Genomic DNA, 22915 nt, shown 5'->3' with positions numbered 1-22915 from the left:
CGAGCAGAGAACCAGGCTTCCCCTCGCTCCTATATTCAGTCGTACGCACCGAGAAAACCGCCATGAACCACGCCCGAGATACCATCGCTGCCGTCGCAACCGCCCAAGGTCGGGGTGGTGTAGGTATCGTGCGAGTATCTGGTCCTCTTGCGGGTCAATTGGCCCAGGCCATCTGCAGGCGCGAGTTGAAGCCACGCTTCGCTCATCACGGGCCGTTTTATGGCGAGAGCGAGCTGACGCTGGACGAAGGTCTGGCCATCTACTTTCCCGGTCCCAATTCCTTCACGGGTGAAGACGTACTGGAACTTCAGGGCCACGGTGGCCCAGTCGTGCTCGATCTGTTGCTACGCCGTTGCATGGCATTGGGCGCACGCCTGGCACGACCAGGTGAGTTCAGCGAGCGCGCCTTCCTCAACGACAAGCTCGACCTGGCTCAAGCCGAAGCCATCGCCGATCTGATCGAGGCCAGCTCCGAACAGGCTGCGCGCAATGCACTGCGTTCGCTGCAGGGCGAGTTCTCCAAACGGGTGCATGCACTGACCGAGTCTTTGATCCAGCTGCGCATCTACGTCGAAGCCGCCATCGACTTCCCCGAGGAGGAGATCGACTTTCTCGCCGATGGCCATGTGCTAAGCCAGCTCGACAGCGTGCGTGCAAACTTATCCACAGTGCTGCGCGAAGCCGGCCAGGGTGCCTTGCTGCGCGACGGCATGACCGTGGTCATCGCCGGCCGGCCCAATGCCGGCAAATCCAGCCTGCTCAATGCACTGGCCGGGCGTGAAGCGGCCATTGTCACCGATATCGCCGGCACCACCCGCGACGTGCTGCGCGAACATATACACATCGATGGCATGCCCCTGCACGTGGTCGACACCGCCGGCCTGCGCGACACTGACGATCAGGTCGAGCGCATCGGCGTGGAACGCGCGCTCAAAGCCATTGGCGAGGCTGATCGCGTGCTACTGGTGGTGGACTCCACCGCACCGGAAGCGGCTGATCCTTTCGCCCTGTGGCCAGAGTTTCTGGAACAGCGCCCGGATCCTGCACGCGTCACCCTGATCCGCAACAAGGCCGATCTCTCTGGTGAGACAGTCACACTGCAAACCAGCGCCGATGGCCACGTCACCCTCAGCCTGTCGGCCAAATCCGCAGACGGCCTGGAACTGCTGCGCGAACACCTGAAAGCCTGCATGGGTTATCAACAGACCGCAGAGAGCGGCTTCAGCGCGCGACGCCGCCATCTCGAAGCACTGCATAAGGCCGAACATCACCTCGAACACGGCCGCAACCAGCTCACCCTGATGGGCGCGGGCGAGCTGCTGGCAGAGGATCTGCGCATGGCCCAACAAGCGCTGGGTGAGATCACTGGCGCCTTCAGCAGCGACGACCTGCTGGGACGCATCTTCTCCAGCTTCTGCATCGGCAAGTGAAGCCACATACTCAGGCGCTCTGCACTCGCCATCCTCTTATCCACAGCTAGCCTGTAGGAGCGGATTTATCCGCGAGAAGAGCATAGGTCGCGTCATCAATCCTGCTCTTACCGCCTTTCCGGATTTCATCCGGGCTACGAACTGCAGGCCAGACGCAGGCTGCGTCCCAGACTGATACCTATGGCAATCGTCGGCTCGCCCAGCCCTCCTTACATAAGCTTGAGCCCCATCAAGGGCTAACACGGCGTTGTGACAATGCCCGGCTTTCAGCCGAATTCCAGGTGGTCTGAAGATTTATTCATCGCGAAATAAACCCTGTGGAAAACCGCACCTGAACCCTGCCCATAACCCTATGACAAAGCTGGGCGCAACTCCCCCTGTGGGTAACTGGCCCTTTCATCCACAGTGGTTCAGCAGCTTTCCCAGCGGAACCGAGCAGGAATGACACAGGCTTATCATTCGCTGTACACCAGTAGCTGCATGGCTTAGAAAGCTTTATCCACAGAAAAGGCTCTCTCTATACATAAACATAAAGAACAAGCTTTATAAAAATTCTCTCTTTTCTATTCTTTATAAGCCTGAGCGCACTTTTCATCTGGATAGGGTCATCAGGTAAAGGCTCAAGCAGAGCAGAACATAGCCAACCAGCTGGCTATTTTTTGTGCAGAAGGCTTCATTCAGCAGGCTGAAGCCCCTATACTTGCCGCCTTTCTGATCGGGCATGGCGCAAGCGCCCCCGAACGATGGAAGCTTCGCAGCATGCCCGCCCTCATCCGGCGCTACGCGCCACCTTCTCCCCCGGGGAGAAGGGCATCATGGAGGGCGTCGCTACGCGACTTTCACGCTACAAAAGATCCCTTTCTCAACAGGCACGAGGTGCGTGGTGGATTTCCCTTCCCGTTTTGACGTGATCGTGATCGGCGGCGGTCATGCCGGTACCGAAGCAGCTCTGGCTGCAGCACGCATGGGCGTGAAGACCCTGCTGCTCACCCACAATGTCGAGACCCTCGGCCAGATGAGCTGCAACCCTGCCATAGGCGGTATTGGCAAGAGTCACCTGGTCAAGGAAATCGATGCCCTTGGCGGCGCCATGGCCATCGCTACCGACAAGGGCGGTATCCAGTTCCGTATTCTCAACAGCCGCAAAGGCCCAGCCGTACGTGCGACCCGCGCGCAGGCCGACCGCGTGCTGTACAAGGCCGCAGTACGCGAGATTCTGGAAAACCAGGCCAACCTGTGGATTTTTCAACAGGCTGCTGATGATCTGATTGTGGAAAACGCTGAAGTCAAAGGCGTGGTTACCCAGATGGGCCTCAGGTTCCACGCGGATTCCGTGGTGTTGACCACAGGCACGTTCCTCGGCGGACTTATCCACATTGGTCTGCAGAATTACTCTGGCGGTCGTGCCGGTGATCCACCTTCCATCGCCCTGGCGCATCGCCTGCGTGAACTGCCACTGCGCGTCGGTCGTCTGAAAACCGGTACGCCACCACGCATCGACGGTCGTTCTGTGGATTTCTCGGTAATGACCGAGCAGCCGGGTGATACCCCTACGCCGCTGATGTCCTTCCTCGGCAAGCGTGAACATCAACCGAAGCAGATCAGTTGCTGGATCACCCACACCAACGCACGTACTCACGAGATCATCGCCGCCAACCTCGACCGCTCGCCGATGTACTCCGGTGTGATTGAAGGTGTAGGCCCGCGCTACTGCCCGTCGATCGAGGACAAGATCCATCGCTTCGCCGACAAGGACAGCCACCAGGTGTTCATCGAGCCGGAAGGCCTGACCACTCATGAGCTGTACCCCAACGGCATCTCCACTTCACTGCCGTTCGACGTGCAGCTGGAGATCGTGCGCAGCATCCGTGGCATGGAAAACGCCCACATCGTGCGCCCTGGATATGCCATCGAATACGACTACTTCGATCCGCGTGATCTCAAGTACAGCCTGGAAACCAAGGTCATCGGCGGGCTGTTCTTCGCTGGCCAGATCAACGGTACCACCGGCTACGAAGAAGCCGGCGCTCAGGGCCTGCTTGCCGGCTGCAACGCCGCCCTGCGCGCGCAGGGCAAGGAAGCCTGGTGTCCGCGTCGTGACGAAGCCTACATCGGCGTGCTGGTCGATGACCTGATCACCCTGGGCACCCAGGAGCCGTACCGCATGTTCACCTCGCGTGCCGAATACCGGCTGATTCTGCGTGAGGACAACGCCGACCTGCGCCTGACCGAGAAAGGCCGCGAGCTGGGTCTGATCGACGACGAGCGCTGGGCGGCCTTCGAGGCCAAGCGTGAAGGTATCGTGCAGGAAGAGCAGCGCCTGAAGAGCACCTGGGTGCGCCCAGGCACGCCGCAAGGCGATGCCATTGCCGCGCGTTTCGGTACGCCGTTGGCTCACGAATACAACCTGCTCAACCTGCTGGCTCGGCCGGAGATCGATTACGCCACGCTGGTCGAACTGACTGAAGCACCGGTTGTGGATAACCAGGTGGCCGAGCAGGTCGAGATCAAGACCAAGTACGCCGGCTATATCGACCGCCAACAGGACGAGATCGCCAAACTGCGTGCCAGTGAAGACACCAAACTGCCGGATGACCTGGACTATGCCTCGATCTCCGGGCTGTCCAAGGAAATCCAGTTCAAGCTCGGCAGCACCCGCCCAGCCACGCTTGGCCAGGCTTCACGGATACCGGGGGTCACCCCGGCGGCGATTTCCCTGCTGCTGATTCACCTGAAAAAACGCAGCGCCGGACAGAAGCTGGAGCAGAGCGCCTGATGTCGGTCACTCAGCGTCACGCCGAAGAACTGATCCAGGGTGCCCGCGAGCTCGGTATCGAACTCAGCGCGCAGCAGCAGGAACAACTGCTCGCCTACCTGGGCCTGCTGATCAAGTGGAACAAGGCTTACAACCTCACTGCGGTGCGCGACCCCGACGAGATGGTTTCGCGCCATCTGCTCGACAGCCTGTCGGTGGTGCCGTTCGTGGCCGAGCGTGGGGATAACTGGCTGGACGTCGGCAGCGGCGGTGGCATGCCCGGTGTTCCGCTGGCAATCATGTTCCCCGAGCGGCGCTTTACCCTGCTCGACTCCAACGGCAAGAAGACCCGTTTTCTAGTGCAGGTGAAGCTGGAGCTGAAACTCGCCAACCTCGAGGTTGTCCACAACCGGGTCGAAGCGTATCGACCCGAGCAGCCGTTCGACGGTATCAGCTCGCGGGCGTTCAGCAGCCTGGAAGACTTCAGCAACTGGACGCGTCACCTCGGCAGCGTCGACACCCACTGGCTGGCGATGAAAGGCGTGCACCCGGATGACGAGTTGCAAGCTCTGCCGACTGACTTCCGTCTCAGTGCCACGCATGTGTTGCGGGTTCCCGGTTGCCAAGGCCAGCGCCATCTGTTGATACTGCGTCGCTCGGTCTAAGGGGAAAGAAGATGGCCAAGGTATTCGCGATCGCCAATCAGAAAGGCGGCGTGGGCAAAACCACGACGTGCATCAACCTGGCCGCCTCTCTGGTAGCGACCAAACGCCGTGTGCTGCTCATCGATCTGGATCCGCAGGGCAACGCGACCATGGGCAGCGGTGTCGACAAGCATGGACTCGAACATTCGATCTACGACGTACTGATCGGCGAATGCGACCTGAGCCAGGCCATGCAGTTCTCCGAACACGGTGGCTACCAGCTGCTGCCGGCCAACCGCGATCTGACGGCCGCCGAAGTCGCCCTGTTGGAAATGAAGATGAAGGAGAGTCGCCTGCGTTATGCCCTGGCGCCGATCCGCGAGAACTACGACTACATCCTCATCGACTGCCCACCGTCTCTGAGCATGCTGACCATCAATGCCCTGGTCGCTGCCGATGGTGTGATCATCCCCATGCAGTGCGAGTACTACGCGCTCGAGGGGCTTTCCGATCTGGTCAACAGCATCCAGCGCATCGCCCAGCTGCTCAATCCCAAGCTGCAGATCGAAGGTCTGCTGCGCACCATGTATGACCCGCGTATCAGCCTGACCAACGACGTCACGGCTCAGCTCAAGCAGCACTTCGGTGACAAGCTGTATGACGTCGTGATACCGCGCAACGTACGGCTGGCCGAAGCACCGAGCTTCGGTATGCCGGCGCTGGTCTACGACAAACAATCCCGTGGTGCCATCGCCTACCTGGCCTTGGCCGGCGAGCTGGTGCGCCGTCAGCGTGCCGCCGCGAAAACTGCTACCGCTTAAGGAACATCCGCATGGTTGCGAAGAAACGAGGTCTGGGTCGAGGTCTGGACGCACTGCTTGGCGGCAACACCGTCAATGCATTGCAGGAAGAGGCCGCTCAGGTCGACACGCGTGAACTGCAATACGTGCCGCTGGAGCTGATCCAGCGCGGCAAGTACCAGCCTCGCCGTGACATGGACCAGACCGCTCTGGAAGAGCTCGCTGCCTCCATTCGTGCCCAGGGCGTGATGCAGCCCATCGTCCTGCGCCCCATCGGTGGTGGACGTTTCGAGATTGTCGCCGGTGAACGACGCTGGCGTGCCAGCCAGCTGGCCGGTCAGGACAAGATTCCGGCCATGGTCCGTGAACTGCCGGATGAAGCCGCCATCGCCATGGCGCTGATCGAGAATATCCAGCGCGAAGACCTCAACCCGATCGAGGAAGCCGTGGCCCTGCAGCGTCTGCAGCAGGAATTCGAGCTGACCCAGCAACAGGTCGCCGATGCGGTGGGCAAATCCCGCGTCACCATCACCAACCTGCTGCGCCTGATCGCCCTGCCGGAAGAGATCAAGACCCTGCTTTCGCATGGCGACCTGGAGATGGGGCATGCCCGTGCACTGCTCGGTTTACCCCTCGAACAGCAGGTTGAAGCTGCGCGACATGTTGTCGCACGTGGCCTGACCGTTCGTCAGACCGAAGCACTGGTGCGACAGTGGCTCAGCGCCAAACCAGCCCCGGTCAAGGCCAAGGCAGACCCGGACATCAGTCGCCTGGAGCAGAAGCTCGCAGAGCGTCTGGGCTCGCCCGTGCAGATCAAGCACGGCAGCAAGGGCAAAGGGCAGTTGGTGATTCGCTACAGCTCCCTCGACGAATTGCAGGGTGTACTGGCGCACATTCGTTGAAACAATTCAGTCTGTAGTCCTACTTCACTCCTACTACAGCACGGTTGATCGGGCGCAGGCTGAACCCTATACTCCCCGCGCAATTTTGTCGGCTACGGGCCGAGTTTCGGCACCTTGCAGGGAGAGGTCGATGGGCATCCCCAGTAAGGTCCCGTTTCATCGTCAGCCAGGTTTTCCGATCCTGATTCTTCAGGCCATCGTGACGGCTGTGATTGCAGTGATTTTTGCCGTCAGTGGCGGATGGGTTGCGGCCTATTCGGCATTGCTGGGAGGGCTGATCGCCCTGCTGGCCAACGCGTATTTCGCATTCAAGGCCTTTCGTTACTTTGGCGCGCGTTCGGCCCGAGCCATCGTCCAGTCGATCTGGGCCGGGGCCATGGGTAAATGGATTATCACGGCAGTGCTGTTTGCACTGGCGTTCGTAGGGGTTGAACCACTTGCACCGATGCAGCTGTTCATCGGTTACCTGCTTGGCCTTCTGGCTGCAGCCTGTGCCCCCCTACTCATGAAAGTTTTCTGAAGCATTGGACCGTTTGAGGCGTTTATGGCTGATACCCCAGCAGAATATATCCAGCATCACCTGCAGAACCTGGTCTACGGCTCTCACCCGGATAAGGGCTGGATCATTGCCCAGACCCCGGAAGAGGTGAAAGCGATGGGCTTCTGGGCTGTCCATGTGGACACTCTGGGTTGGTCCCTGTTCATGGGCCTGATCTTCATCACCCTGTTCCGCATTGCCGCCAAGCGCGCCGTTACCGGCGTACCGACCGGCCTGCAGAACATGGCCGAGATGTGCATCGAGTTCGTCCAGGGCATCGTCAAGGATACCTTCCACGGCAAGAACCCACTGGTTGCGCCGCTGGCCCTGACCATCTTCGTCTGGGTGTTCCTGATGAACAGCCTGAAGTGGATCCCGGTCGACTACATTCCGGGCCTGGCCCATGCCATGGGCCTGCCGTACTTCAAGATCGTCCCCACCGCCGACCCTAACGGTACCTTCGGTATCTCCCTGGGCGTGTTCCTGCTGATCATCTTCTACAGCATCAAGGTCAAGGGCATCGGTGGTTTTACCAAGGAACTGTCGTTCACCCCGTTCAATCACTGGGCGCTGATTCCTTTCAACCTGTTCCTGGAAATCATCGGCCTGCTGACCAAGCCGCTGAGCCTGGCCCTGCGTCTGTTCGGCAACATGTATGCCGGTGAAGTGGTGTTTATCCTGATCGCGCTGCTGCCCTTCTACGTTCAGTGGGGGCTCAACGTGCCATGGGCTATCTTCCACATCCTGGTCATACCGCTGCAGGCGTTCATTTTCATGGTGCTGACCGTGGTTTATCTGAGTGCTGCGCACGAAGATCACCACTGATCGACATCGAAAAACCCGAAAACCCCTAACTCGTAACCTTAACCTCTAAAAACTCTGGAGCTAACTATGGAACTCGTCTACATCGCCGCTGCCATCATGATCGGTCTGGGTGCCCTGGGTACCGGTATCGGCTTCGCCCTGCTGGGCGGCAAGCTGCTGGAATCCACCGCTCGCCAGCCTGAGCTGGGCCCGCAGCTGCAAACCAAGACCTTCCTGATGGCCGGTCTGCTCGACGCCGTTCCGATGATCGGTGTTGGTATCGCGATGTACCTGATCTTCGTTGTCGCGGGTTAAGAGTTCCTGAGTTCGAGGCAGCATGATGAGTGCTGCCTCTTCAGGCTTTTCTTCCCTGAACACGAGATAGCACGAGGTAAATCGCTGTGAACATTAACCTGACCCTGTTCGGTCAAACGATTGCCTTCGCTATTTTCGTCTGGTTCTGCATGAAGTTCGTATGGCCGCCGCTGACGCTGGCCATGCAGGAACGCCAGAAGAAAATCGCAGAAGGTCTGGATGCTGCCGGGCGCGCTGAGCGCGATCTGCAGTTGGCCCAGGAACGCGCTGCCCAGATGCTTCGTGAAACCAAAGAGCAAGCTGCCGAGATTCTCGATCGGGCGAACAAGACCGCCAACGCAATCGTCGAAGAAGCCAAGGCCCAGGCCCGCTCTGAAGGTGAAAAGCTGATCGCTGGCGCCAAAGCCGAAATCGATCTGGAAGTGAACCGTGCCAAGGATCAACTGCGTTCGCAGGTAGCAGCTCTGGCTGTCACCGGCGCCGAGCAGATCCTGCAGTCCTCCGTGGACGGCGCTGCGCACAACGATCTGGTCGCAAAACTGGCCTCTCAACTCTAAGCGAGGCTCGCGATGATCAATACCAACACGCTCGCTCGGCCCTACGCGAAAGCTGCGTTTGAGTTTGCCAGTGCTGCACAGCAGGCCGATGCCTGGCTGAACATGCTGTCGCTGTCCGCGGCCGCGGTTCAAGCGCCGGCCATGGCTCAGCAGTTGGTCAACCCGGCGTTGACCGATGAGCAGAAAGTCAATGTGCTGGCGCAGCTCTGTGCCGGTCACATCGACGCTTCGTTCAGCAACTTCCTGCGCTCGCTGGGCAGCAACGACCGACTGTCGCTGTTGCCGGTAGTACGCGAACAATTCGCTGTACTGAAGGCTGAAGCCGAACGCGCCCTCGATGTCGAGGTCGAGTCGGCTTTCGAACTCAGTGCTGAGCAATTGCAAACTCTGGCTGCCGCCCTTTCCAAGCGGCTCGATCGCACCGTCCAGCCCACGCCCGTGGTCAATCCCGCCCTGATCGGCGGTGTTGTCATTCGTGCAGGTGACCTGGTCATCGACGGTTCGGTCCGCGGCAAGCTGAACAAGCTGGCCGAAGCGTTGAAATCCTGATTTGAGGGAACTGGCATGCAGCAATTGAATCCTTCCGAAATTAGCGAAATCATCAAGCAGCGCATTGAGTCGCTTGATGTATCCGCTCAAGCCCGTAATGAAGGCACCATCGTCAGCGTTTCCGACGGTATCGTGCGCATCTACGGCCTCGCCGACGTCATGTACGGTGAGATGATCGAATTCCCTGGTGGCGTGTACGGCATGGCCCTGAACCTGGAGCAAGACTCCGTAGGTGCCGTAGTACTGGGTGGTTACCTGACCCTCGCCGAAGGCATGAGCGCCAAGTGCACCGGTCGCATCCTTGAAGTTCCGGTTGGTCCGGAGCTGCTGGGTCGTGTGGTCGACGCACTGGGCAACCCGATCGATGGCAAAGGCCCGATCAACGCCGCCGCTACTGACGCCGTTGAAAAGGTTGCGCCGGGCGTGATCTGGCGTAAGTCGGTCGACCAGCCGGTGCAGACCGGTTACAAGTCGGTCGATGCCATGATCCCGGTAGGCCGTGGCCAGCGCGAGCTGATCATCGGTGACCGTCAGATCGGTAAGACGGCTCTGGCCGTCGACGCCATCATCAACCAGAAAGACAGCGGCATCCGTTGCGTCTACGTCGCCATTGGTCAGAAGCAATCGACCATCGCCAACGTGGTACGCAAGCTGGAAGAAGCTGGCGCGCTGGCCAACACCATCGTGGTTGCAGCTTCGGCTTCCGAATCCGCTGCCCTGCAGTTCCTGGCGCCGTACTCCGGTTGCACCATGGGCGAATACTTCCGCGACCGCGGTGAAGATGCCCTGATCGTGTACGACGACCTGTCCAAGCAGGCCGTTGCCTACCGTCAGATCTCCCTGCTGCTGCGCCGTCCGCCAGGCCGTGAAGCCTACCCGGGCGACGTGTTCTATCTCCACAGCCGTCTGCTGGAGCGCGCTTCCCGCGTTTCCGAAGAGTACGTCGAGAAGTTCACCAATGGCGCCGTGAAGGGCAAGACCGGTTCCCTGACCGCTCTGCCGATCATCGAAACCCAGGCCGGTGACGTTTCCGCGTTCGTTCCGACCAACGTGATCTCGATCACCGACGGTCAGATCTTCCTGGAATCGGCCATGTTCAACTCGGGTATCCGTCCGGCCGTCAACGCCGGTATCTCGGTATCCCGTGTGGGTGGCGCGGCTCAGACCAAGATCATCAAGAAGCTTTCCGGTGGCATCCGTACCGCTCTGGCTCAGTACCGTGAACTGGCGGCCTTCGCCCAGTTCGCTTCTGACCTGGACGAAGCCACCCGCAAGCAGCTCGAGCATGGTCAGCGCGTCACTGAGCTGATGAAGCAGAAGCAGTATGCGCCGATGTCCATTGCCGAAATGTCGGTGTCACTGTACGCAGCCGAGCGCGGCTTCCTGCAGGACGTCGAAGTCGCCAAGATCATCAGCTTCGAGCAGGCCCTGATCGCCTTCTTCAAGCGTGATCACGCCGACCTGATGGCGAAGATCAACGAGAAGGGTGACTTCAACGACGAAATCGACGCTGGCCTGAAAGCCGGTATCGAGAAGTTCAAGGCCACCCAAACCTGGTAACCGCAGCGGGGGCTTCGGCCCCCGCCTGCTTGAACCAAAAGGTGTGAAATGGCAGGCGCAAAAGAGATTCGCAGCAAGATTGCGAGCATCAAAAGCACGCAAAAGATCACCAGCGCCATGGAAAAAGTGGCGGTCAGCAAAATGCGCAAGGCTCAACAGCGCATGGCTGCCGGTCGCCCCTACGCTGAGCGTATTCGTCAGGTGATCGGTCACCTGGCCAAGGCGAACCCGGAATACCGCCACTCGTTCATGGTGGAGCGTGATGTAAAGCGCGTCGGTTATATCGTGGTGACCTCGGACCGTGGTCTGTGTGGTGGCTTGAACATCAACCTGTTCAAGGCGCTGCTCAGAAGCCTGAAGGAATGGCGCGACCAGAAGGTCGAGGCTGATTTCTGCGTGGTGGGCAGCAAAGGCGCGAGCTTCTTCCGCAGCAACGGGGGCAATGTGGTTGCCGCCATCAGCAAGCTGGGTGAAGAGCCGTCCATCAACGACCTGATCGGTAGTGTCAAGGTCGTGCTGGATGCCTACGCCGAGGGCCGTATCGACCGTCTGTATCTGGTGTCGAACAAGTTCGTCAACACCATGACGCAGAAGCCGGAAGTGCAGCAGTTGTTGCCGTTGGCCGCAAGCGATGCGCAAGGTGTACAGAAAGGTCTGTGGGACTACGTGTACGAGCCGGACGCCCAGCAATTGCTGGATGCGCTGCTGGTACGCTACGTCGAGTCGCAGGTCTATCAGTCCGTGGTCGAGAACAGCGCGTGCGAACAGGCTGCGCGGATGATCGCGATGAAGAACGCCACCGACAACGCCGGTGATCTCATCAAAGACCTGCAGCTGGTTTACAACAAGGCTCGTCAGGCAGCGATCACCCAGGAAATTTCGGAAATCGTCGGCGGCGCTGCCGCGGTTTAAGAACGGTTCAAATATTCAGAGGAACCAAAGATGAGTAGCGGACGTATCGTTCAAATCATCGGCGCCGTCATCGACGTGGAATTCCCGCGTGACAAGGTGCCGAGTGTTTATGAAGCGCTGAAAGTAGTTGGCGCCGAAACCACCCTGGAAGTTCAGCAGCAGCTGGGCGACGGCGTGGTACGTACCATTGCGATGGGTTCGACCGAAGGCCTCAAGCGTGGCCTGGACGTCACCAGCTCTGGCAAGGCCATCTCCGTACCGGTCGGTAAAGCGACCCTGGGCCGGATCATGGACGTGCTGGGCAACCCGATCGACGAAGCCGGCCCCATCGGTGAAGAAGAGCAGTGGGAAATCCACCGCCCTGCGCCGAGCTATGCCGAACAGGCTGGCTCCAACGAGCTGCTGGAAACCGGCATCAAGGTTATCGACCTGGTCTGCCCGTTCGCCAAGGGCGGTAAAGTCGGTCTGTTCGGTGGTGCCGGTGTCGGCAAGACCGTGAACATGATGGAACTGATCCGTAACATCGCCATCGAGCACAGCGGTTATTCCGTGTTCGCCGGTGTGGGTGAGCGTACTCGTGAGGGTAACGACTTCTACCACGAGATGAAGGACTCCAACGTTCTCGACAAGGTAGCCCTGGTCTACGGTCAGATGAACGAGCCACCAGGCAACCGTCTGCGCGTAGCGCTGACCGGCCTGACCATGGCCGAGAAGTTCCGTGACGAAGGTCGTGACGTTCTGCTGTTCGTCGACAACATCTACCGTTACACCCTCGCCGGTACCGAAGTATCCGCACTGCTCGGCCGTATGCCGTCGGCAGTAGGTTACCAGCCGACTCTGGCCGAGGAGATGGGCGTTCTGCAGGAGCGTATTACCTCCACCAAGAAAGGCTCGATCACCTCGATCCAGGCTGTATACGTACCTGCGGACGACCTGACCGACCCGAGCCCGGCGACCACCTTCGCCCACTTGGACGCCACCGTCGTTCTGTCCCGTGACATCGCTTCCCTGGGTATCTACCCGGCCGTTGACCCGCTGGACTCCACCAGCCGTCAGCTGGACCCGAACGTGATCGGCCAGGAGCACTACGAGACCGCTCGTGGCGTTCAGTATGTTCTGCAGCGCTACAAGGAGCTGAAGGACATCATCGCGATCCTGGGTATGGACGAACTGTCCGAAGACGACAAGCAGCTGGTATCGCGCGCTCGTAAGATCCAGCGCTTCCTGTCCCAGCCGTTCTTCGTGGCTGAAGTCTTCACCGGTGCCCCGGGCAAGTACGTGTCCCTTAAGGACACCATTGCCGGCTTCAGCGGCATTCTCAAAGGCGACTACGACCACCTGCCGGAACAAGCGTTCTACATGGTAGGCGGCATCGACGAAGCCATCGAGAAAGCCAAGAAACTGTAAGTAACGGGTGCGCCCCCCAGGGGGCGTCCGGGCCGGAGCGGGCAGCAGCCTGATCCGGCCTCTCAACCGAGGCATTGTTATGGCTATGTCAGTCCACTGCGATATCGTCAGTGCGGAAGAAGAGCTGTTCTCGGGGCTGGTGGAAATGGTCATCGCCCACGGTCACCTTGGTGACCTGGGTATCCTGCCGGGCCACACCCCGCTGCTGACCGATCTCAAGCCGGGTCCGGTGCGAGTGATCAAGCAGGGTGGCACCGAGGAGGTGTTCTACATCTCCGGTGGCTTCCTGGAAGTTCAGCCGAGCATGGTGAAGGTTCTTGCCGACACCGCCGTTCGTGCCGGCGACCTGGATGAAGCCGCTGCCATCGAGGCGCGCAAGGCGGCCGAGAAGGCGCTGAGCGAGAAGGGCACCGAGTTCGACTACGGCAGTGCTTCGGCACGCCTGGCCGAGGCTGCTGCCCAGCTGCGCACCATCGACGAGATGCGCAAGAAGTTCGGCGGCCGCAGCCGCTGATCGCGTATCGCGGTATCACGCAAAGGGGCGACTTAGGTCGCCCCTTTGCGTTTCTGGCAAAATAGCGTTTTCTTCGCGCGGCTCTCTGGCCGCGGCCAACTCTTGCCCAGCAAGGAGCTTTCTATGAGTCTGGATATCGTCATTCTTGCCGCTGGCCAGGGCACGCGGATGCGTTCCGCTTTGCCCAAGGTGCTGCACCCGGTCGCCGACAAACCCATGCTGGGTCATGTCATCGACACTGCACGCAGCCTGCAGCCGCAAAGCATCCAGGTGGTGATCGGTCATGGCGCCGACACCGTGCGTGAGCGTCTGGCCGCCGATGACCTGAATTTCGTCATCCAGGCCGAGCAGCTCGGCACCGGTCACGCCGTGGCTCAGGCTCTGCCGCAGCTCAACGCCGATACCGTACTGATTCTCTACGGCGATGTACCGCTGATCGAAACTGCCACTCTGCAGCGGCTGATGGCCCTGGTCAGCGATGATCAGCTGGGCCTGCTCACCGTCGAGCTGGCCGACCCGACGGGCTACGGCCGCATCGTGCGTGACGCCGATGGCGGGGTGCAGGCGATCGTCGAGCACAAGGATGCCAGCGAGGTGCAACGGCAGATCCGCGAAGGCAATACCGGCATCCTCGCCGTGCCGGGCAAGCGCCTGGCCGACTGGCTCGGGCGTCTGTCCAACAGCAATGCCCAGGGCGAGTACTACCTGACCGACGTGATCGCCATGGCGGTGGCCGACGGTCTGGTGGTGGCCACTGAGCGCGCTGCCGACGAAATGGAAGTGCTGGGTGCAAATGACCGCATCCAGCTGGCTCAGCTCGAATGCCATTACCAGCAGCGCATGGCCCGCCGCCTGATGGCCCAGGGCGTCACCCTGCGCGATCCGCATCGCTTCGATGTGCGTGGTGAAGTCAGCGTCGGCCGCGACGTGACCATCGACATCAACGTCATCCTCGAAGGCCGCGTGATCATCGAGGACGATGTGCAGATCGGCCCGAACTGCGTGATCAAGGACTCGGTGCTGCGCAGGGGCGCTATCGTCAAAGCCAACAGCCACCTGGACGGTGCCGAGATGGGCGAGGGCGCCGATTGCGGCCCGTTCGCTCGCCTGCGTCCGGGCACCAGACTGGGCGCCAAGGCCCATGTGGGTAACTTCGTCGAACTGAAGAACGCGGTGCTGGGCCAGGGCGCCAAGGCCGGTCACCTGAGCTACCTGGGCGATGCCGAGATCGGTGCGCGGACGAATATCGGTGCCGGCACCATCACCTGCAACTACGACGGTGCCAACAAATTCCGCACGGTAATGGGCGAGGATGTCTTCATTGGTTCCAACAGTGCGCTGGTCGCACCGGTTACGCTGGGCGACCGCGCGACCACCGGTGCCGGTTCGGTAGTGACCAGCGATGTGCCTGCGGATACGCTGGCAGTAGGCCGTGCCAAGCAGCGCAATATCGAAGGCTGGAAGCGCCCCACCAAGAAGTGAACCCGCTCTGGCCTGGGGGTGACCAGGCCTGTGGATAACCTGCCGGAGGCAGTCCTGTATGTTCGGTGTGACGGATTACCCCGCCTTCGTGGTGGCCTTCATCATCCTGCTGGCCATTCCCGGGCCGGGTAACCTGGCGTTGATCCTGTCCACGGGCAAGGGCGGGATTCGCGGCGGGCTGGCTTCGACCTTCGGAATCATGCTCGGCGACCAGGTGCTGCTGTGGTTGGCGGTGGCCGGGGTCGCCGCGCTGCTCAAGGCCTATCCGGCAGCCTTCCATGTGGTGCAGTGGCTTGGCGCCGGCTATCTGGTCTACCTCGGCCTGCGCATGATCCTGGCCAAGCCTGGTGCGGCGCCGACGCTGGACATCAAGCCGCGGCGATACCTGTGGCAAACCCTGGTGATCACCGTCTTCAACCCCAAGGCCATCATCTTCTACATGGCCTTCTTCCCTCTGTTCATCGATCCGCAGCGCCATCAGGGGTTGATTACTTTCGGTTTCATGGCTGTGACCATCATGGCACTGACCTTTCTCTACGGCTTGTTGATCGTGCTGCTGACGCACTTTCTCGCCGAGCGCATGCGCGCAAATCCCCGTATCGCGCGTGGTCTGGAGAAATTTGCTGGGCTTTGCCTGATCGGTTTCGGCGTCAAACTGACGCTGAACTGACCAGCGGACGCTTGCGGGCATTTCGATCATATGTTTTGATTCGCGCCATTATCTTTCGAATCGAAACTTAAACATGTCGAAGCGCAACACGCCGCAACGTCGCCACACCATCCTCGCCATGCTCGCCGAGCAGGGTGAAGTGTCGGTGGACGCCCTGGCGCAGCACTTCGCCACCAGCGAAGTGACGATTCGCAAGGACCTCGCCGCCCTGGAGAAGAACGGTCTGCTGCTGCGTCGCTATGGCGGTGCGGTGCCAGTACCGCAGGAGCTCATCGGCGAGTCGACGCAGCCCATCTCTCCCTACAAGCAGGCGATCGCCCGTGCCGGTGTGGCGCGGATTCGCGAGCACGCGCGCATCATCATCGACAGCGGCACCACCACGGCAGCGATGATCCCCCAGCTCGGCCACAAGCCGGGGCTGGTGGTGATGACCAACTCGCTGGGCGTCGCCAATGCCCTGCGCGAACTCGAGCACGAGCCGGTGTTGCTGATGACCGGTGGCACCTGGGACCCGCACTCGGAATCCTTCCAGGGCCAGGTAGCCGAGCAGGTGCTGCGTTCCTACGACTTCGACCAACTGTTCATCGGCGCTGATGGCATCGACCTGGAGCGTGGCACCACCACCTTCAACGAGCTGCTCGGTTTGTCGCGGGTGATGGCCGAAGTGGCCCGAGAAGTCATCGTCATGGTCGAGAGCGACAAGATCGGCCGGCGCATACCCAATCTGGAACTGCCCTGGAGCAGCTTCCGTACCTTGATTACCGACGAGCGCCTGGATTCCCAGGCTGCCGAACAGATAAGCGCGCGCGGCATCCAGCTGATTCTCGCGCCGCTGGAAACTTGAGGAGATAAACCATGTGTGGAATCGTCGGCGCCATCGCGGAGCGCAATATCACCCCTGTTCTAGTGGAAGGCCTCAAGCGCCTGGAATACCGCGGCTACGACAGCGCCGGTGTAGCACTGCTGACCGAGCAGGGCGCGCTGGATCGCCGCCGCCGCGTCGGCAAGGTCAGCGAACTGCAGACCGCGCTGCAGGCCGAACCGCTGGCGGGGCGTCTGGGCATCGCCCACACCCGTTGGGCCACCCACGGTGCGCCGAGCGAGCGCAACGCTCACCCACACTTCTCTGGCCATGAGTTGGCCGTGGTGCACAACGGCATCATCGAGAACCACGAAGAGCTGCGCGAGCGCCTCAAGGGCCTGGGCTACGTCTTCACCTCCGATACCGACACCGAAACCATCGTCCACCTGCTCGAGCACAAGCTGCGAGAGCTCGGCGATCTCGCTGCCGCGCTCAAGGCCGCGATTCCCGAGTTGCATGGTGCCTATGGTTTGGCGGTGATCAGCGCCAAACAACCGGATCGCCTGCTCGCCGCCCGCAGTGGTAGCCCGTTGGTGATCGGCCTGGGCCTGGGTGAGAACTTCCTCGCCTCCGACCAGTTGGCCCTGCGCCAGGTGACCGACCGCTTCATGTACCTGGAAGAAGGGGATATCGCCGAGATTCGCCGCGACGGCGTGCAGATCTGGGACGCTAGCGGTCAGTCGGTAGAGCGCGAAGCGGTGCAGTACCACGAAGGCGCCGAAGCCGCCGACAAGGGCGAATACCGCCACTTCATGCTCAAGGAAATCCACGAGCAGCCCAAGGTGGTGCAACGCACCCTGGAAGGACGTCTGGGCAGCGATCACGTACTGGTGCAGGCCTTTGGCCCGCAGGCTGCCGAGCTGTTCGCCAAGGTGAAGAACGTACAGATCGTTGCCTGCGGCACCAGCTACCACGCCGGCATGGTTGCCCGTTACTGGCTGGAAGAGCTGGCCGGCATTCCCTGCCAGGTCGAGGTGGCCAGCGAGTTCCGCTACCGCAAGGTGGTGGTGCAGCCTGATACCCTGTTCGTCAGTGTCTCGCAGTCCGGTGAAACCGCCGACACCCTGGCCGCATTGCGCAACGCCAAGGAGAAGGCACCAGGGCAGGGCGGCTACCTGGCCAGCCTGGTGATCTGCAACGTCGGCACCAGCTCGCTGGTGCGCGAATCCGACCTGTGCCTGCTGACTCAGGCCGGCCCGGAAATCGGTGTGGCCTCGACCAAGGCCTTCACCACCCAGCTGGTCGGGCTGATGCTGCTGACCCTGGCCCTCGGCCAGGTGCACGGCAGCCTCGACAAGGCGCTGGCTGCCGAGCTGGTGGAAGAATTGCGTCGCCTGCCGACCCGTCTGGGCGAAGCGCTGGCCATGGACAAGACCGTGGAGAAGATCGCCGAACTGTTCGCCGAGAAGCACCACAGCCTGTTCCTCGGTCGTGGCGCGCAGTATCCAGTGGCCATGGAAGGCGCGCTCAAGCTCAAGGAAATCTCCTATATCCACGCCGAGGCCTATCCGGCCGGTGAGCTCAAGCATGGCCCGCTGGCGCTGGTGGATGCCGACATGCCGGTGGTTACCGTGGCGCCGAACAACGAGCTGCTGGAAAAGCTCAAGTCCAACCTGCAGGAAGTCCGCGCCCGTGGCGGCGAGCTGATCGTCTTCGCCGACCAGCAGGCCGGCATGAGCAATGGTGAGGGCACCCACGTCGTTGCCATGCCGCATATCCATGACCTGCTCGCACCGATCCTCTACACCGTGCCGCTGCAACTGCTGTCGTACTACGTCGCTGTACTCAAGGGCACCGACGTCGATCAGCCGCGCAATTTGGCCAAGAGCGTCACGGTCGAATAAGACCGCTGGCGAAGAAAAGCCCGTCCATCTGGACGGGCTTTTGCGTTTCTAACACGCCGAAATCCTGCTCAGGTGGAGCTCTTCGGGGCGCAGCGTAAGTACGCGAACGCCGTCTCGGGTGACCGCCACGGTGTGTTCGAATTGCGCCGAGAGCTGGCCGTCGCGGGTCACCACCGTCCAGCCGTCGCGCAGCGTGCGTACATCCTCAGTTCCCCGGTTGAGCATGGGTTCGATGGTAAAGGTCATGCCTTCGCGCAGCGTCAGGCCGGTACCGGCTTTGCCCCAGTGCAGCACTTCGGGGGGCTCGTGCATTTCCCGGCCGATGCCGTGGCCGCAGTACTCCCTGACCACGGAGTAGCGATGGGCACGGGCATGCCGTTCGATGGCGTGGCCGATATCGCCGAGCCGGGCGCCGGGTTTGACGACTTCGATGCCTTTGCACATGGCCTCATAGGTGACCTGGGCCAGTTGACGCGCCTGGTCCGACACCTCTCCGATCAGATAGGTCTTGCTCGAATCGGCGATGTAGCCGTTCTTCTCCAGGGTGATGTCGAAGTTCACCAGGTCGCCGTCGCGCAGGATATCGTCGGCGCTGGGTACGCCATGGCACACCACCTCGTTGCGCGACGTGTTCATGGCGTAGGCGAAACCATACTGTCCCTTGCTCGCCGGGCGCGCCTTGAGTTCGTCCACGATGTAGTTATCCACAAGGTCGTTGACCTGCAGAGTGGACATGCCAAGTAGTTCCAGGCGATCCAGATAGCCGAACACGGACGCCAGCAATCTGCCGGACTCCGCCATAAGGGTGATCTGTTGCGGCGTCTTGCTCATGAGGCGTCCGCCATTCTTGGCGGAGCCACCACGCCAGCTGCACGCATCTCGGCTGCGATCACTTCGTTGAAGCTCTGCGTCGGGTTCATCTCGCAGAGCATGCCGATGCGAATCCAGAAACCTGCCTGGGCATTGATAGAGCGGCCCGACACGCTGCTTGCCCTGCGTATCTGCTCGTGCAGCTCGTCATCGATGTTGACGATGCCCATGAAAATCTCCTTATATATGTTTCGTATATGAATCATATATAAGTGTGGGCCTGAAATCACGTGTCGATCATTAACCGGCAGGGCGTGCCTTCCCTCATCCATTACACTGGGGGCCGTATCCGCTGCTTATAAGCGGCAGTCGGGTCGCCTGAGTCGCGCTGGAACAGGAGAGAGGATGAAGCGTAGCGATGTGAAACGCAGAACGACCGAGGGTGTTGTGTTCGACACCCAGGTCATGGTCAACCCGGCCAATACCGCTGAGTGGATCGTATTCTTCAAGAAGGACGCGGGGCGTAGCTTCTTTCTGGTGGATGAGGCCGATCAGGTCGAGACCTTTGCCAGTCTTGATGAGTTGATGCCGGAACTGCGGGTGCTGGGTATCAAGCGGGTCGAGGTGCAGCTCTGAATAGTTGCTCACAGTTGTCGTGGATCAACGTGTGGATATCCTTGTGATACCTGGCTAAAGCCCTGATAAACAGGGGCTTTCAGCGACTTGTACAGAAACTGCTCGCCTGTATGCCCATTATCCACAGAGTGCTTGGATAACAGGCTTTCTATCCTGTTGATAAGTATCTGCAAGCCCTATATGGCAAGGCCTTCAGCGCTTTGTACGGTTTCTCGCCAAGCTCAATCAATACCGCGGCGGTAGAGGTGGCGATGCGCCGCGTCGTACAGCGCCGATTCGGCGAAGGCGCCCGGATCGAGCACGCGGCCGACCAGAATCAGCGCCGTACGGCGGAAATCCTTGGCGGCGACCTTCTCCTGGATATCGGCCAGGGTGCCCAGTACCCAGTCCTGATCCGGCCAACTGGCTCTGTGGATAACGGCGATAGGGCAGTCGGCGCCGTAGTGCGGCAGCAGTTCGGCGACTATGGCCGGCAGCTGGCGCACGCCGAGGTGAATGGCCATGGTTGCGCGGTGCCGCGCCAGGTCATGCAGTTGCTCACCGTCGGGCATTGGCGAGGTGGTGCCATAGCGGGTGAGGATTACGGTCTGGGCGATGCCTGGCAGGGTCAGCTCGCTGTCCAGCAGCGCCGCGCAGGCAGCGGTGGCAGTGACGCCGGGGATGATCTCGAAGGGAATGTCCAGAGCACGCAGTTCACGAATCTGCTCGCCGATGGCGCCGTACAGTGATGGGTCGCCGGAATGCACACGGGCCACGTCCTGGCCGCGTTCGTGCGCCTGATGCAGCAGTTCGATGATTTCGCCAAGGTGAAGTTCGGCAGTGTTGACCACCTGTTCGGCGCTGTTGCCTGCAATGACTGCCTCGGGCACCAGTGAGCCGGCATACAGAATGACCGGGCACGAGCGGATCAGGCGCTGGCCCTTGACGGTGATCAGTTCGGGATCGCCGGGGCCGGCGCCGATGAAATAGACGGTCATGCTACGGGTGCTCTATCGAAGGTGGCCAACGCACAGGTGGCGTTGGCCGTGCGGGTTTTCTCGCCCAGTAGTTGAGCTGCCGTGCCCTGTCGCCTTGCCAGCGCCAGAGCGCAGGGTTCCGCTACAGCGGGGCTGCCCGTTACGGATCGGATCAGGGGACTGCCGGCTTTCTCCGGCTGGTGGGGCGTAAGCGCTTCGGCGGTGAAGAATGTCAGCTCCAGATTCAGGTGCGTGGCCAGTTCATGCAGCCCCGGTTCGTCGCACTTGTGGGCGATGCTGGCCAATCCAGCGAGGTTATCCACAGTCAGCCCATGCTGTGCCAGGCTGTGGATGAGCAGGGCGAGCAGGTCTTGCCGGGGGCAATCGCGCCTGCAGCCAAGCCCGGCTACCACCATGGGCGAGGCGTCAGGGCCGGGGTTCGAGGGGCTTGGCATCATCAAGGGAGCTCATGCTGTGCAGCGGCGTAGCTCACCATGGCGCATTCCAACGGTCAACCGCGATTGACCGGCCGCCAAGGCCTGCGTAGCCTTCTCGCTTTCGAGGTTCTTCCCGGCACGGCGTCGGGGAGCTAAGAGGGAACAGGGTCTATGCCCTGGCTGCCCCCGCAACTGTGAACGGTCTCAAACCCTTCGAGATACCACTGCCTCTGGCGGGAAGGTGAAGGGCGCGCAACGCGCAGACCGTGAGCCAGGAGACCTGCCTCGATTGACCAGCCAACTGCTCGGACGGGGTGATCCGACGCGGCCAGCGCGCCCTTGCGTGCCCGCCTGCGCGTACCCGTCCGCCGAACTTACCGACGCCACGGGGCCATCCATGAAAACCCTCGCCAAACTGCCTGTCACCATCGTCACCGGTTTTCTCGGTGCCGGCAAAACCACCCTGCTGCGTCACCTGTTGGCCAATGCCGGCGGCCGCCGTATCGCGGTGATCGTCAACGAGTTCGGCGAGCTGGGCATCGATGGCGAGATCCTCAGGCAGTGCTCCATCGGCTGCAGCGAGGAGGAGGCCAACTGCCGTGTCTTCGAGTTGGCCAACGGCTGCCTGTGCTGCACGGTGCAGGAAGAGTTCTTCCCGGTGATGCGCGAGCTGGTGGCGCGCCGTGGCGACCTCGACCATATCCTTATCGAGACCAGTGGCCTGGCGCTGCCCAAGCCTTTGGTGCAAGCCTTCAACTGGCCGGAAATCCGCAACGCCTGCACGGTCGATGCGGTGATCACCGTGGTCGACAGCCCTGCTGTGGCCGCTGGCACCTTCGCCGCCTTCCCCGATCAGGTGGACGAGCAGCGCAAGCTCGATCCCAATCTGGATCACGAATCGCCGTTGCACGAGCTGTTCGCCGACCAACTGGCCAGCGCCGACCTGGTGATCCTCAACAAGGCCGATCTGCTCGACGCCGAGGCGCTGGCTGCGGTGCGCGCCGAGGTTGCCGAGGAGCTGCCGCCGGCGGTCAAGGTGATCGAGGCGCACGGCGGCGAGCTGCCGCTGGACGTGCTGCTGGGTCTGAACAGCGAAACCGAGCTGCATATCGACAGTCGCCGCACCCATCATGACGATGAAGACGAGGACCACGATCACGAGGAATTCGACTCGTTCCACGTGGAACTACCGGAAGCCGAGGAGGCGCGCCTACTTGCCGCGTTGAAGGATGCGGTGGCCAAGTACGGCATCCTGCGCGTAAAGGGGTTCGCGGCCATTCCTGGCAAACCGATGCGTCTGCTGGTGCAAGGTGTTGGCCAGCGCTTCGATCGTCATTTCGACCGCGCCTGGCAGGCCGACGAGCCGCGAGTGAGTCGTCTGGTGGTGATCGGCCAGCAGCTCGACCGCCTGGCTATCGAGGCCGAGCTGCAAGCAGCGCTGGCCTGAGTGATTGTGCGAGGGGCTTTAGCCGCGATTCGGTTCGCGGATAGTCGCTGCTAAAGCCCCTCCCACGATTCGCGCCTGCCACGG

At 61.1% G+C, this 22915-nt stretch carries 24 protein-coding genes and 1 riboswitch; of the genes, 20 read left to right on the top strand and 4 right to left on the bottom strand.

The features are described from left to right. Positions 1-62 precede the first annotated feature (62 nt). From mnmE to glmS, 18 genes are all read left to right on the top strand, one after another. On the top strand, positions 63-1430 hold the full coding sequence (gene mnmE, locus H3221_RS04885) for a tRNA uridine-5-carboxymethylaminomethyl(34) synthesis GTPase MnmE (protein ID WP_196474380.1): 1368 nt from the start codon (positions 63-65) through the stop codon (positions 1428-1430). Between the two features lie 883 nt (positions 1431-2313). Beyond that, positions 2314-4206 (top strand): tRNA uridine-5-carboxymethylaminomethyl(34) synthesis enzyme MnmG, encoded by a 1893-nt coding sequence (mnmG, locus tag H3221_RS04880; protein WP_196474381.1) that lies wholly within the window; start codon positions 2314-2316, stop codon positions 4204-4206. Then, a complete protein-coding gene (gene rsmG / locus H3221_RS04875) occupies positions 4203-4850 on the top strand; it encodes a 16S rRNA (guanine(527)-N(7))-methyltransferase RsmG (protein WP_196447536.1) in 648 nt (215 codons plus the stop codon). The genes mnmG and rsmG overlap by 4 nt, the downstream gene beginning before the upstream one ends. Before the next feature lie 11 nt (positions 4851-4861). Then, positions 4862-5650 carry a ParA family protein gene (locus H3221_RS04870; protein ID WP_074677179.1) on the top strand — a complete coding sequence of 263 codons (789 nt, stop codon included), beginning with the start codon at positions 4862-4864 and terminating at the stop codon, positions 5648-5650. 11 nt (positions 5651-5661) lie between these two features. Next, positions 5662-6531, top strand: coding sequence for a ParB/RepB/Spo0J family partition protein (locus H3221_RS04865; RefSeq protein WP_196447281.1), 870 nt, complete (start codon positions 5662-5664; stop codon positions 6529-6531). A 130-nt stretch (positions 6532-6661) separates the two neighbouring features. After that, positions 6662-7051 (top strand): F0F1 ATP synthase subunit I, encoded by a 390-nt coding sequence (locus H3221_RS04860; RefSeq protein ID WP_045733559.1) that lies wholly within the window; start codon positions 6662-6664, stop codon positions 7049-7051. A gap of 24 nt (positions 7052-7075) precedes the next feature. Continuing rightward, the gene (gene atpB, locus H3221_RS04855; RefSeq protein ID WP_021487440.1) at positions 7076-7894 is read left to right on the top strand and encodes a F0F1 ATP synthase subunit A; all 819 of its coding nucleotides are present in this window, start codon (positions 7076-7078) and stop codon (positions 7892-7894) included. A gap of 66 nt (positions 7895-7960) precedes the next feature. Continuing rightward, positions 7961-8188, top strand: coding sequence for a F0F1 ATP synthase subunit C (atpE, locus tag H3221_RS04850; protein WP_003241387.1), 228 nt, complete (start codon positions 7961-7963; stop codon positions 8186-8188). An 86-nt stretch (positions 8189-8274) separates the two neighbouring features. Continuing rightward, a complete protein-coding gene (locus H3221_RS04845) occupies positions 8275-8745 on the top strand; it encodes a F0F1 ATP synthase subunit B (RefSeq protein WP_072425161.1) in 471 nt (156 codons plus the stop codon). 12 nt (positions 8746-8757) lie between these two features. Next, positions 8758-9294 carry a F0F1 ATP synthase subunit delta gene (locus H3221_RS04840; protein WP_074677173.1) on the top strand — a complete coding sequence of 179 codons (537 nt, stop codon included), beginning with the start codon at positions 8758-8760 and terminating at the stop codon, positions 9292-9294. A 15-nt stretch (positions 9295-9309) separates the two neighbouring features. Beyond that, the gene (gene atpA / locus H3221_RS04835) at positions 9310-10854 is read left to right on the top strand and encodes a F0F1 ATP synthase subunit alpha (RefSeq protein WP_021487437.1); all 1545 of its coding nucleotides are present in this window, start codon (positions 9310-9312) and stop codon (positions 10852-10854) included. A 48-nt stretch (positions 10855-10902) separates the two neighbouring features. Continuing rightward, positions 10903-11766, top strand: coding sequence for a F0F1 ATP synthase subunit gamma (gene atpG / locus H3221_RS04830; RefSeq protein WP_099525062.1), 864 nt, complete (start codon positions 10903-10905; stop codon positions 11764-11766). A gap of 30 nt (positions 11767-11796) precedes the next feature. Then, positions 11797-13173 carry a F0F1 ATP synthase subunit beta gene (gene atpD, locus H3221_RS04825; RefSeq protein WP_196447280.1) on the top strand — a complete coding sequence of 459 codons (1377 nt, stop codon included), beginning with the start codon at positions 11797-11799 and terminating at the stop codon, positions 13171-13173. A gap of 79 nt (positions 13174-13252) precedes the next feature. Next, positions 13253-13687 (top strand): F0F1 ATP synthase subunit epsilon, encoded by a 435-nt coding sequence (locus H3221_RS04820; protein ID WP_160018698.1) that lies wholly within the window; start codon positions 13253-13255, stop codon positions 13685-13687. 123 nt (positions 13688-13810) lie between these two features. Continuing rightward, complete coding sequence (gene glmU, locus H3221_RS04815) at positions 13811-15169, top strand: bifunctional UDP-N-acetylglucosamine diphosphorylase/glucosamine-1-phosphate N-acetyltransferase GlmU (RefSeq protein WP_196447279.1); 1359 nt, start codon at positions 13811-13813, stop codon at positions 15167-15169. A gap of 58 nt (positions 15170-15227) precedes the next feature. Continuing rightward, positions 15228-15839 carry a LysE family transporter gene (locus H3221_RS04810; RefSeq protein ID WP_192984202.1) on the top strand — a complete coding sequence of 204 codons (612 nt, stop codon included), beginning with the start codon at positions 15228-15230 and terminating at the stop codon, positions 15837-15839. A 73-nt stretch (positions 15840-15912) separates the two neighbouring features. Further along, positions 15913-16683 carry a DeoR/GlpR family DNA-binding transcription regulator gene (locus tag H3221_RS04805; RefSeq protein ID WP_196447278.1) on the top strand — a complete coding sequence of 257 codons (771 nt, stop codon included), beginning with the start codon at positions 15913-15915 and terminating at the stop codon, positions 16681-16683. 11 nt (positions 16684-16694) lie between these two features. Further along, positions 16695-18545: a glutamine--fructose-6-phosphate transaminase (isomerizing) gene (gene glmS, locus H3221_RS04800; RefSeq protein WP_196447277.1), complete on the top strand. Its 1851-nt coding sequence runs from the start codon at positions 16695-16697 to the stop codon at positions 18543-18545. Between the two features lie 48 nt (positions 18546-18593). Here the strand turns inward: glmS and map are convergent, their stop codons facing one another. Both map and H3221_RS04790 read right to left on the bottom strand, forming a co-directional pair. Continuing rightward, positions 18594-19376, bottom strand: a complete 783-nt coding sequence (gene map / locus H3221_RS04795) for a type I methionyl aminopeptidase (protein ID WP_196474382.1) — start codon at positions 19374-19376, stop codon at positions 18594-18596. After that, positions 19373-19585, bottom strand: a complete 213-nt coding sequence (locus H3221_RS04790; protein ID WP_192984212.1) for a ParD-like family protein — start codon at positions 19583-19585, stop codon at positions 19373-19375. Before H3221_RS04790 ends, map begins: the two co-directional genes overlap by 4 nt. 175 nt (positions 19586-19760) lie before the next feature. Between H3221_RS04790 and H3221_RS04785 the strand changes: the two genes are divergently transcribed. Beyond that, positions 19761-19991 (top strand): hypothetical protein, encoded by a 231-nt coding sequence (locus tag H3221_RS04785; protein ID WP_192984214.1) that lies wholly within the window; start codon positions 19761-19763, stop codon positions 19989-19991. 221 nt (positions 19992-20212) lie between these two features. On the opposite strand, the gene cobM is transcribed toward H3221_RS04785, so the two are convergent. Next, positions 20213-20968, bottom strand: a complete 756-nt coding sequence (gene cobM, locus H3221_RS04780; protein ID WP_196474383.1) for a precorrin-4 C(11)-methyltransferase — start codon at positions 20966-20968, stop codon at positions 20213-20215. After that, positions 20965-21405, bottom strand: a complete 441-nt coding sequence (locus H3221_RS04775) for a cobalamin biosynthesis protein (RefSeq protein WP_196474384.1) — start codon at positions 21403-21405, stop codon at positions 20965-20967. Before H3221_RS04775 ends, cobM begins: the two co-directional genes overlap by 4 nt. Before the next feature lie 86 nt (positions 21406-21491). After that, positions 21492-21686, top strand: a riboswitch (cobalamin riboswitch). Between the two features lie 95 nt (positions 21687-21781). Between H3221_RS04775 and cobW the strand changes: the two genes are divergently transcribed. Continuing rightward, complete coding sequence (cobW, locus tag H3221_RS04770; RefSeq protein WP_196474385.1) at positions 21782-22831, top strand: cobalamin biosynthesis protein CobW; 1050 nt, start codon at positions 21782-21784, stop codon at positions 22829-22831. Positions 22832-22915: the final 84 nt, after the last annotated feature.

The organism is Pseudomonas chaetocerotis, assembly GCF_015712105.2.
GTDB lineage: Bacteria > Pseudomonadota > Gammaproteobacteria > Pseudomonadales > Pseudomonadaceae > Aquipseudomonas > Aquipseudomonas chaetocerotis.
This window is presented reverse-complemented; position numbering and strand designations above follow the sequence as displayed.

What these genes read in the sequence shown, in the direction of transcription:
- H3221_RS04840 (WP_074677173.1), top strand. Translation starts at nt 8,758, where the DNA reads ATGATCAATACCAACACGCTCGCTCGGCCCTACGCGAAAGCTGCGTTT.
- atpG (WP_099525062.1), top strand. Translation starts at nt 10,903, where the DNA reads ATGGCAGGCGCAAAAGAGATTCGCAGCAAGATTGCGAGCATCAAAAGC.
- H3221_RS04870 (WP_074677179.1), top strand. Translation starts at nt 4,862, where the DNA reads ATGGCCAAGGTATTCGCGATCGCCAATCAGAAAGGCGGCGTGGGCAAA.
- H3221_RS04865 (WP_196447281.1), top strand. Translation starts at nt 5,662, where the DNA reads ATGGTTGCGAAGAAACGAGGTCTGGGTCGAGGTCTGGACGCACTGCTT.
- mnmE (WP_196474380.1), top strand. Translation starts at nt 63, where the DNA reads ATGAACCACGCCCGAGATACCATCGCTGCCGTCGCAACCGCCCAAGGT.
- H3221_RS04860 (WP_045733559.1), top strand. Translation starts at nt 6,662, where the DNA reads ATGGGCATCCCCAGTAAGGTCCCGTTTCATCGTCAGCCAGGTTTTCCG.
- H3221_RS04775 (WP_196474384.1), bottom strand. Translation starts at nt 21,405, where the DNA reads ATGATGCCAAGCCCCTCGAACCCCGGCCCTGACGCCTCGCCCATGGTG.
- atpD (WP_196447280.1), top strand. Translation starts at nt 11,797, where the DNA reads ATGAGTAGCGGACGTATCGTTCAAATCATCGGCGCCGTCATCGACGTG.
- H3221_RS04810 (WP_192984202.1), top strand. Translation starts at nt 15,228, where the DNA reads ATGTTCGGTGTGACGGATTACCCCGCCTTCGTGGTGGCCTTCATCATC.
- H3221_RS04785 (WP_192984214.1), top strand. Translation starts at nt 19,761, where the DNA reads ATGAAGCGTAGCGATGTGAAACGCAGAACGACCGAGGGTGTTGTGTTC.
- H3221_RS04805 (WP_196447278.1), top strand. Translation starts at nt 15,913, where the DNA reads ATGTCGAAGCGCAACACGCCGCAACGTCGCCACACCATCCTCGCCATG.
- H3221_RS04820 (WP_160018698.1), top strand. Translation starts at nt 13,253, where the DNA reads ATGGCTATGTCAGTCCACTGCGATATCGTCAGTGCGGAAGAAGAGCTG.
- cobW (WP_196474385.1), top strand. Translation starts at nt 21,782, where the DNA reads ATGAAAACCCTCGCCAAACTGCCTGTCACCATCGTCACCGGTTTTCTC.
- atpE (WP_003241387.1), top strand. Translation starts at nt 7,961, where the DNA reads ATGGAACTCGTCTACATCGCCGCTGCCATCATGATCGGTCTGGGTGCC.
- glmS (WP_196447277.1), top strand. Translation starts at nt 16,695, where the DNA reads ATGTGTGGAATCGTCGGCGCCATCGCGGAGCGCAATATCACCCCTGTT.
- map (WP_196474382.1), bottom strand. Translation starts at nt 19,376, where the DNA reads ATGAGCAAGACGCCGCAACAGATCACCCTTATGGCGGAGTCCGGCAGA.
- atpB (WP_021487440.1), top strand. Translation starts at nt 7,076, where the DNA reads ATGGCTGATACCCCAGCAGAATATATCCAGCATCACCTGCAGAACCTG.
- atpA (WP_021487437.1), top strand. Translation starts at nt 9,310, where the DNA reads ATGCAGCAATTGAATCCTTCCGAAATTAGCGAAATCATCAAGCAGCGC.
- cobM (WP_196474383.1), bottom strand. Translation starts at nt 20,968, where the DNA reads ATGACCGTCTATTTCATCGGCGCCGGCCCCGGCGATCCCGAACTGATC.
- glmU (WP_196447279.1), top strand. Translation starts at nt 13,811, where the DNA reads ATGAGTCTGGATATCGTCATTCTTGCCGCTGGCCAGGGCACGCGGATG.
- H3221_RS04790 (WP_192984212.1), bottom strand. Translation starts at nt 19,585, where the DNA reads ATGGGCATCGTCAACATCGATGACGAGCTGCACGAGCAGATACGCAGG.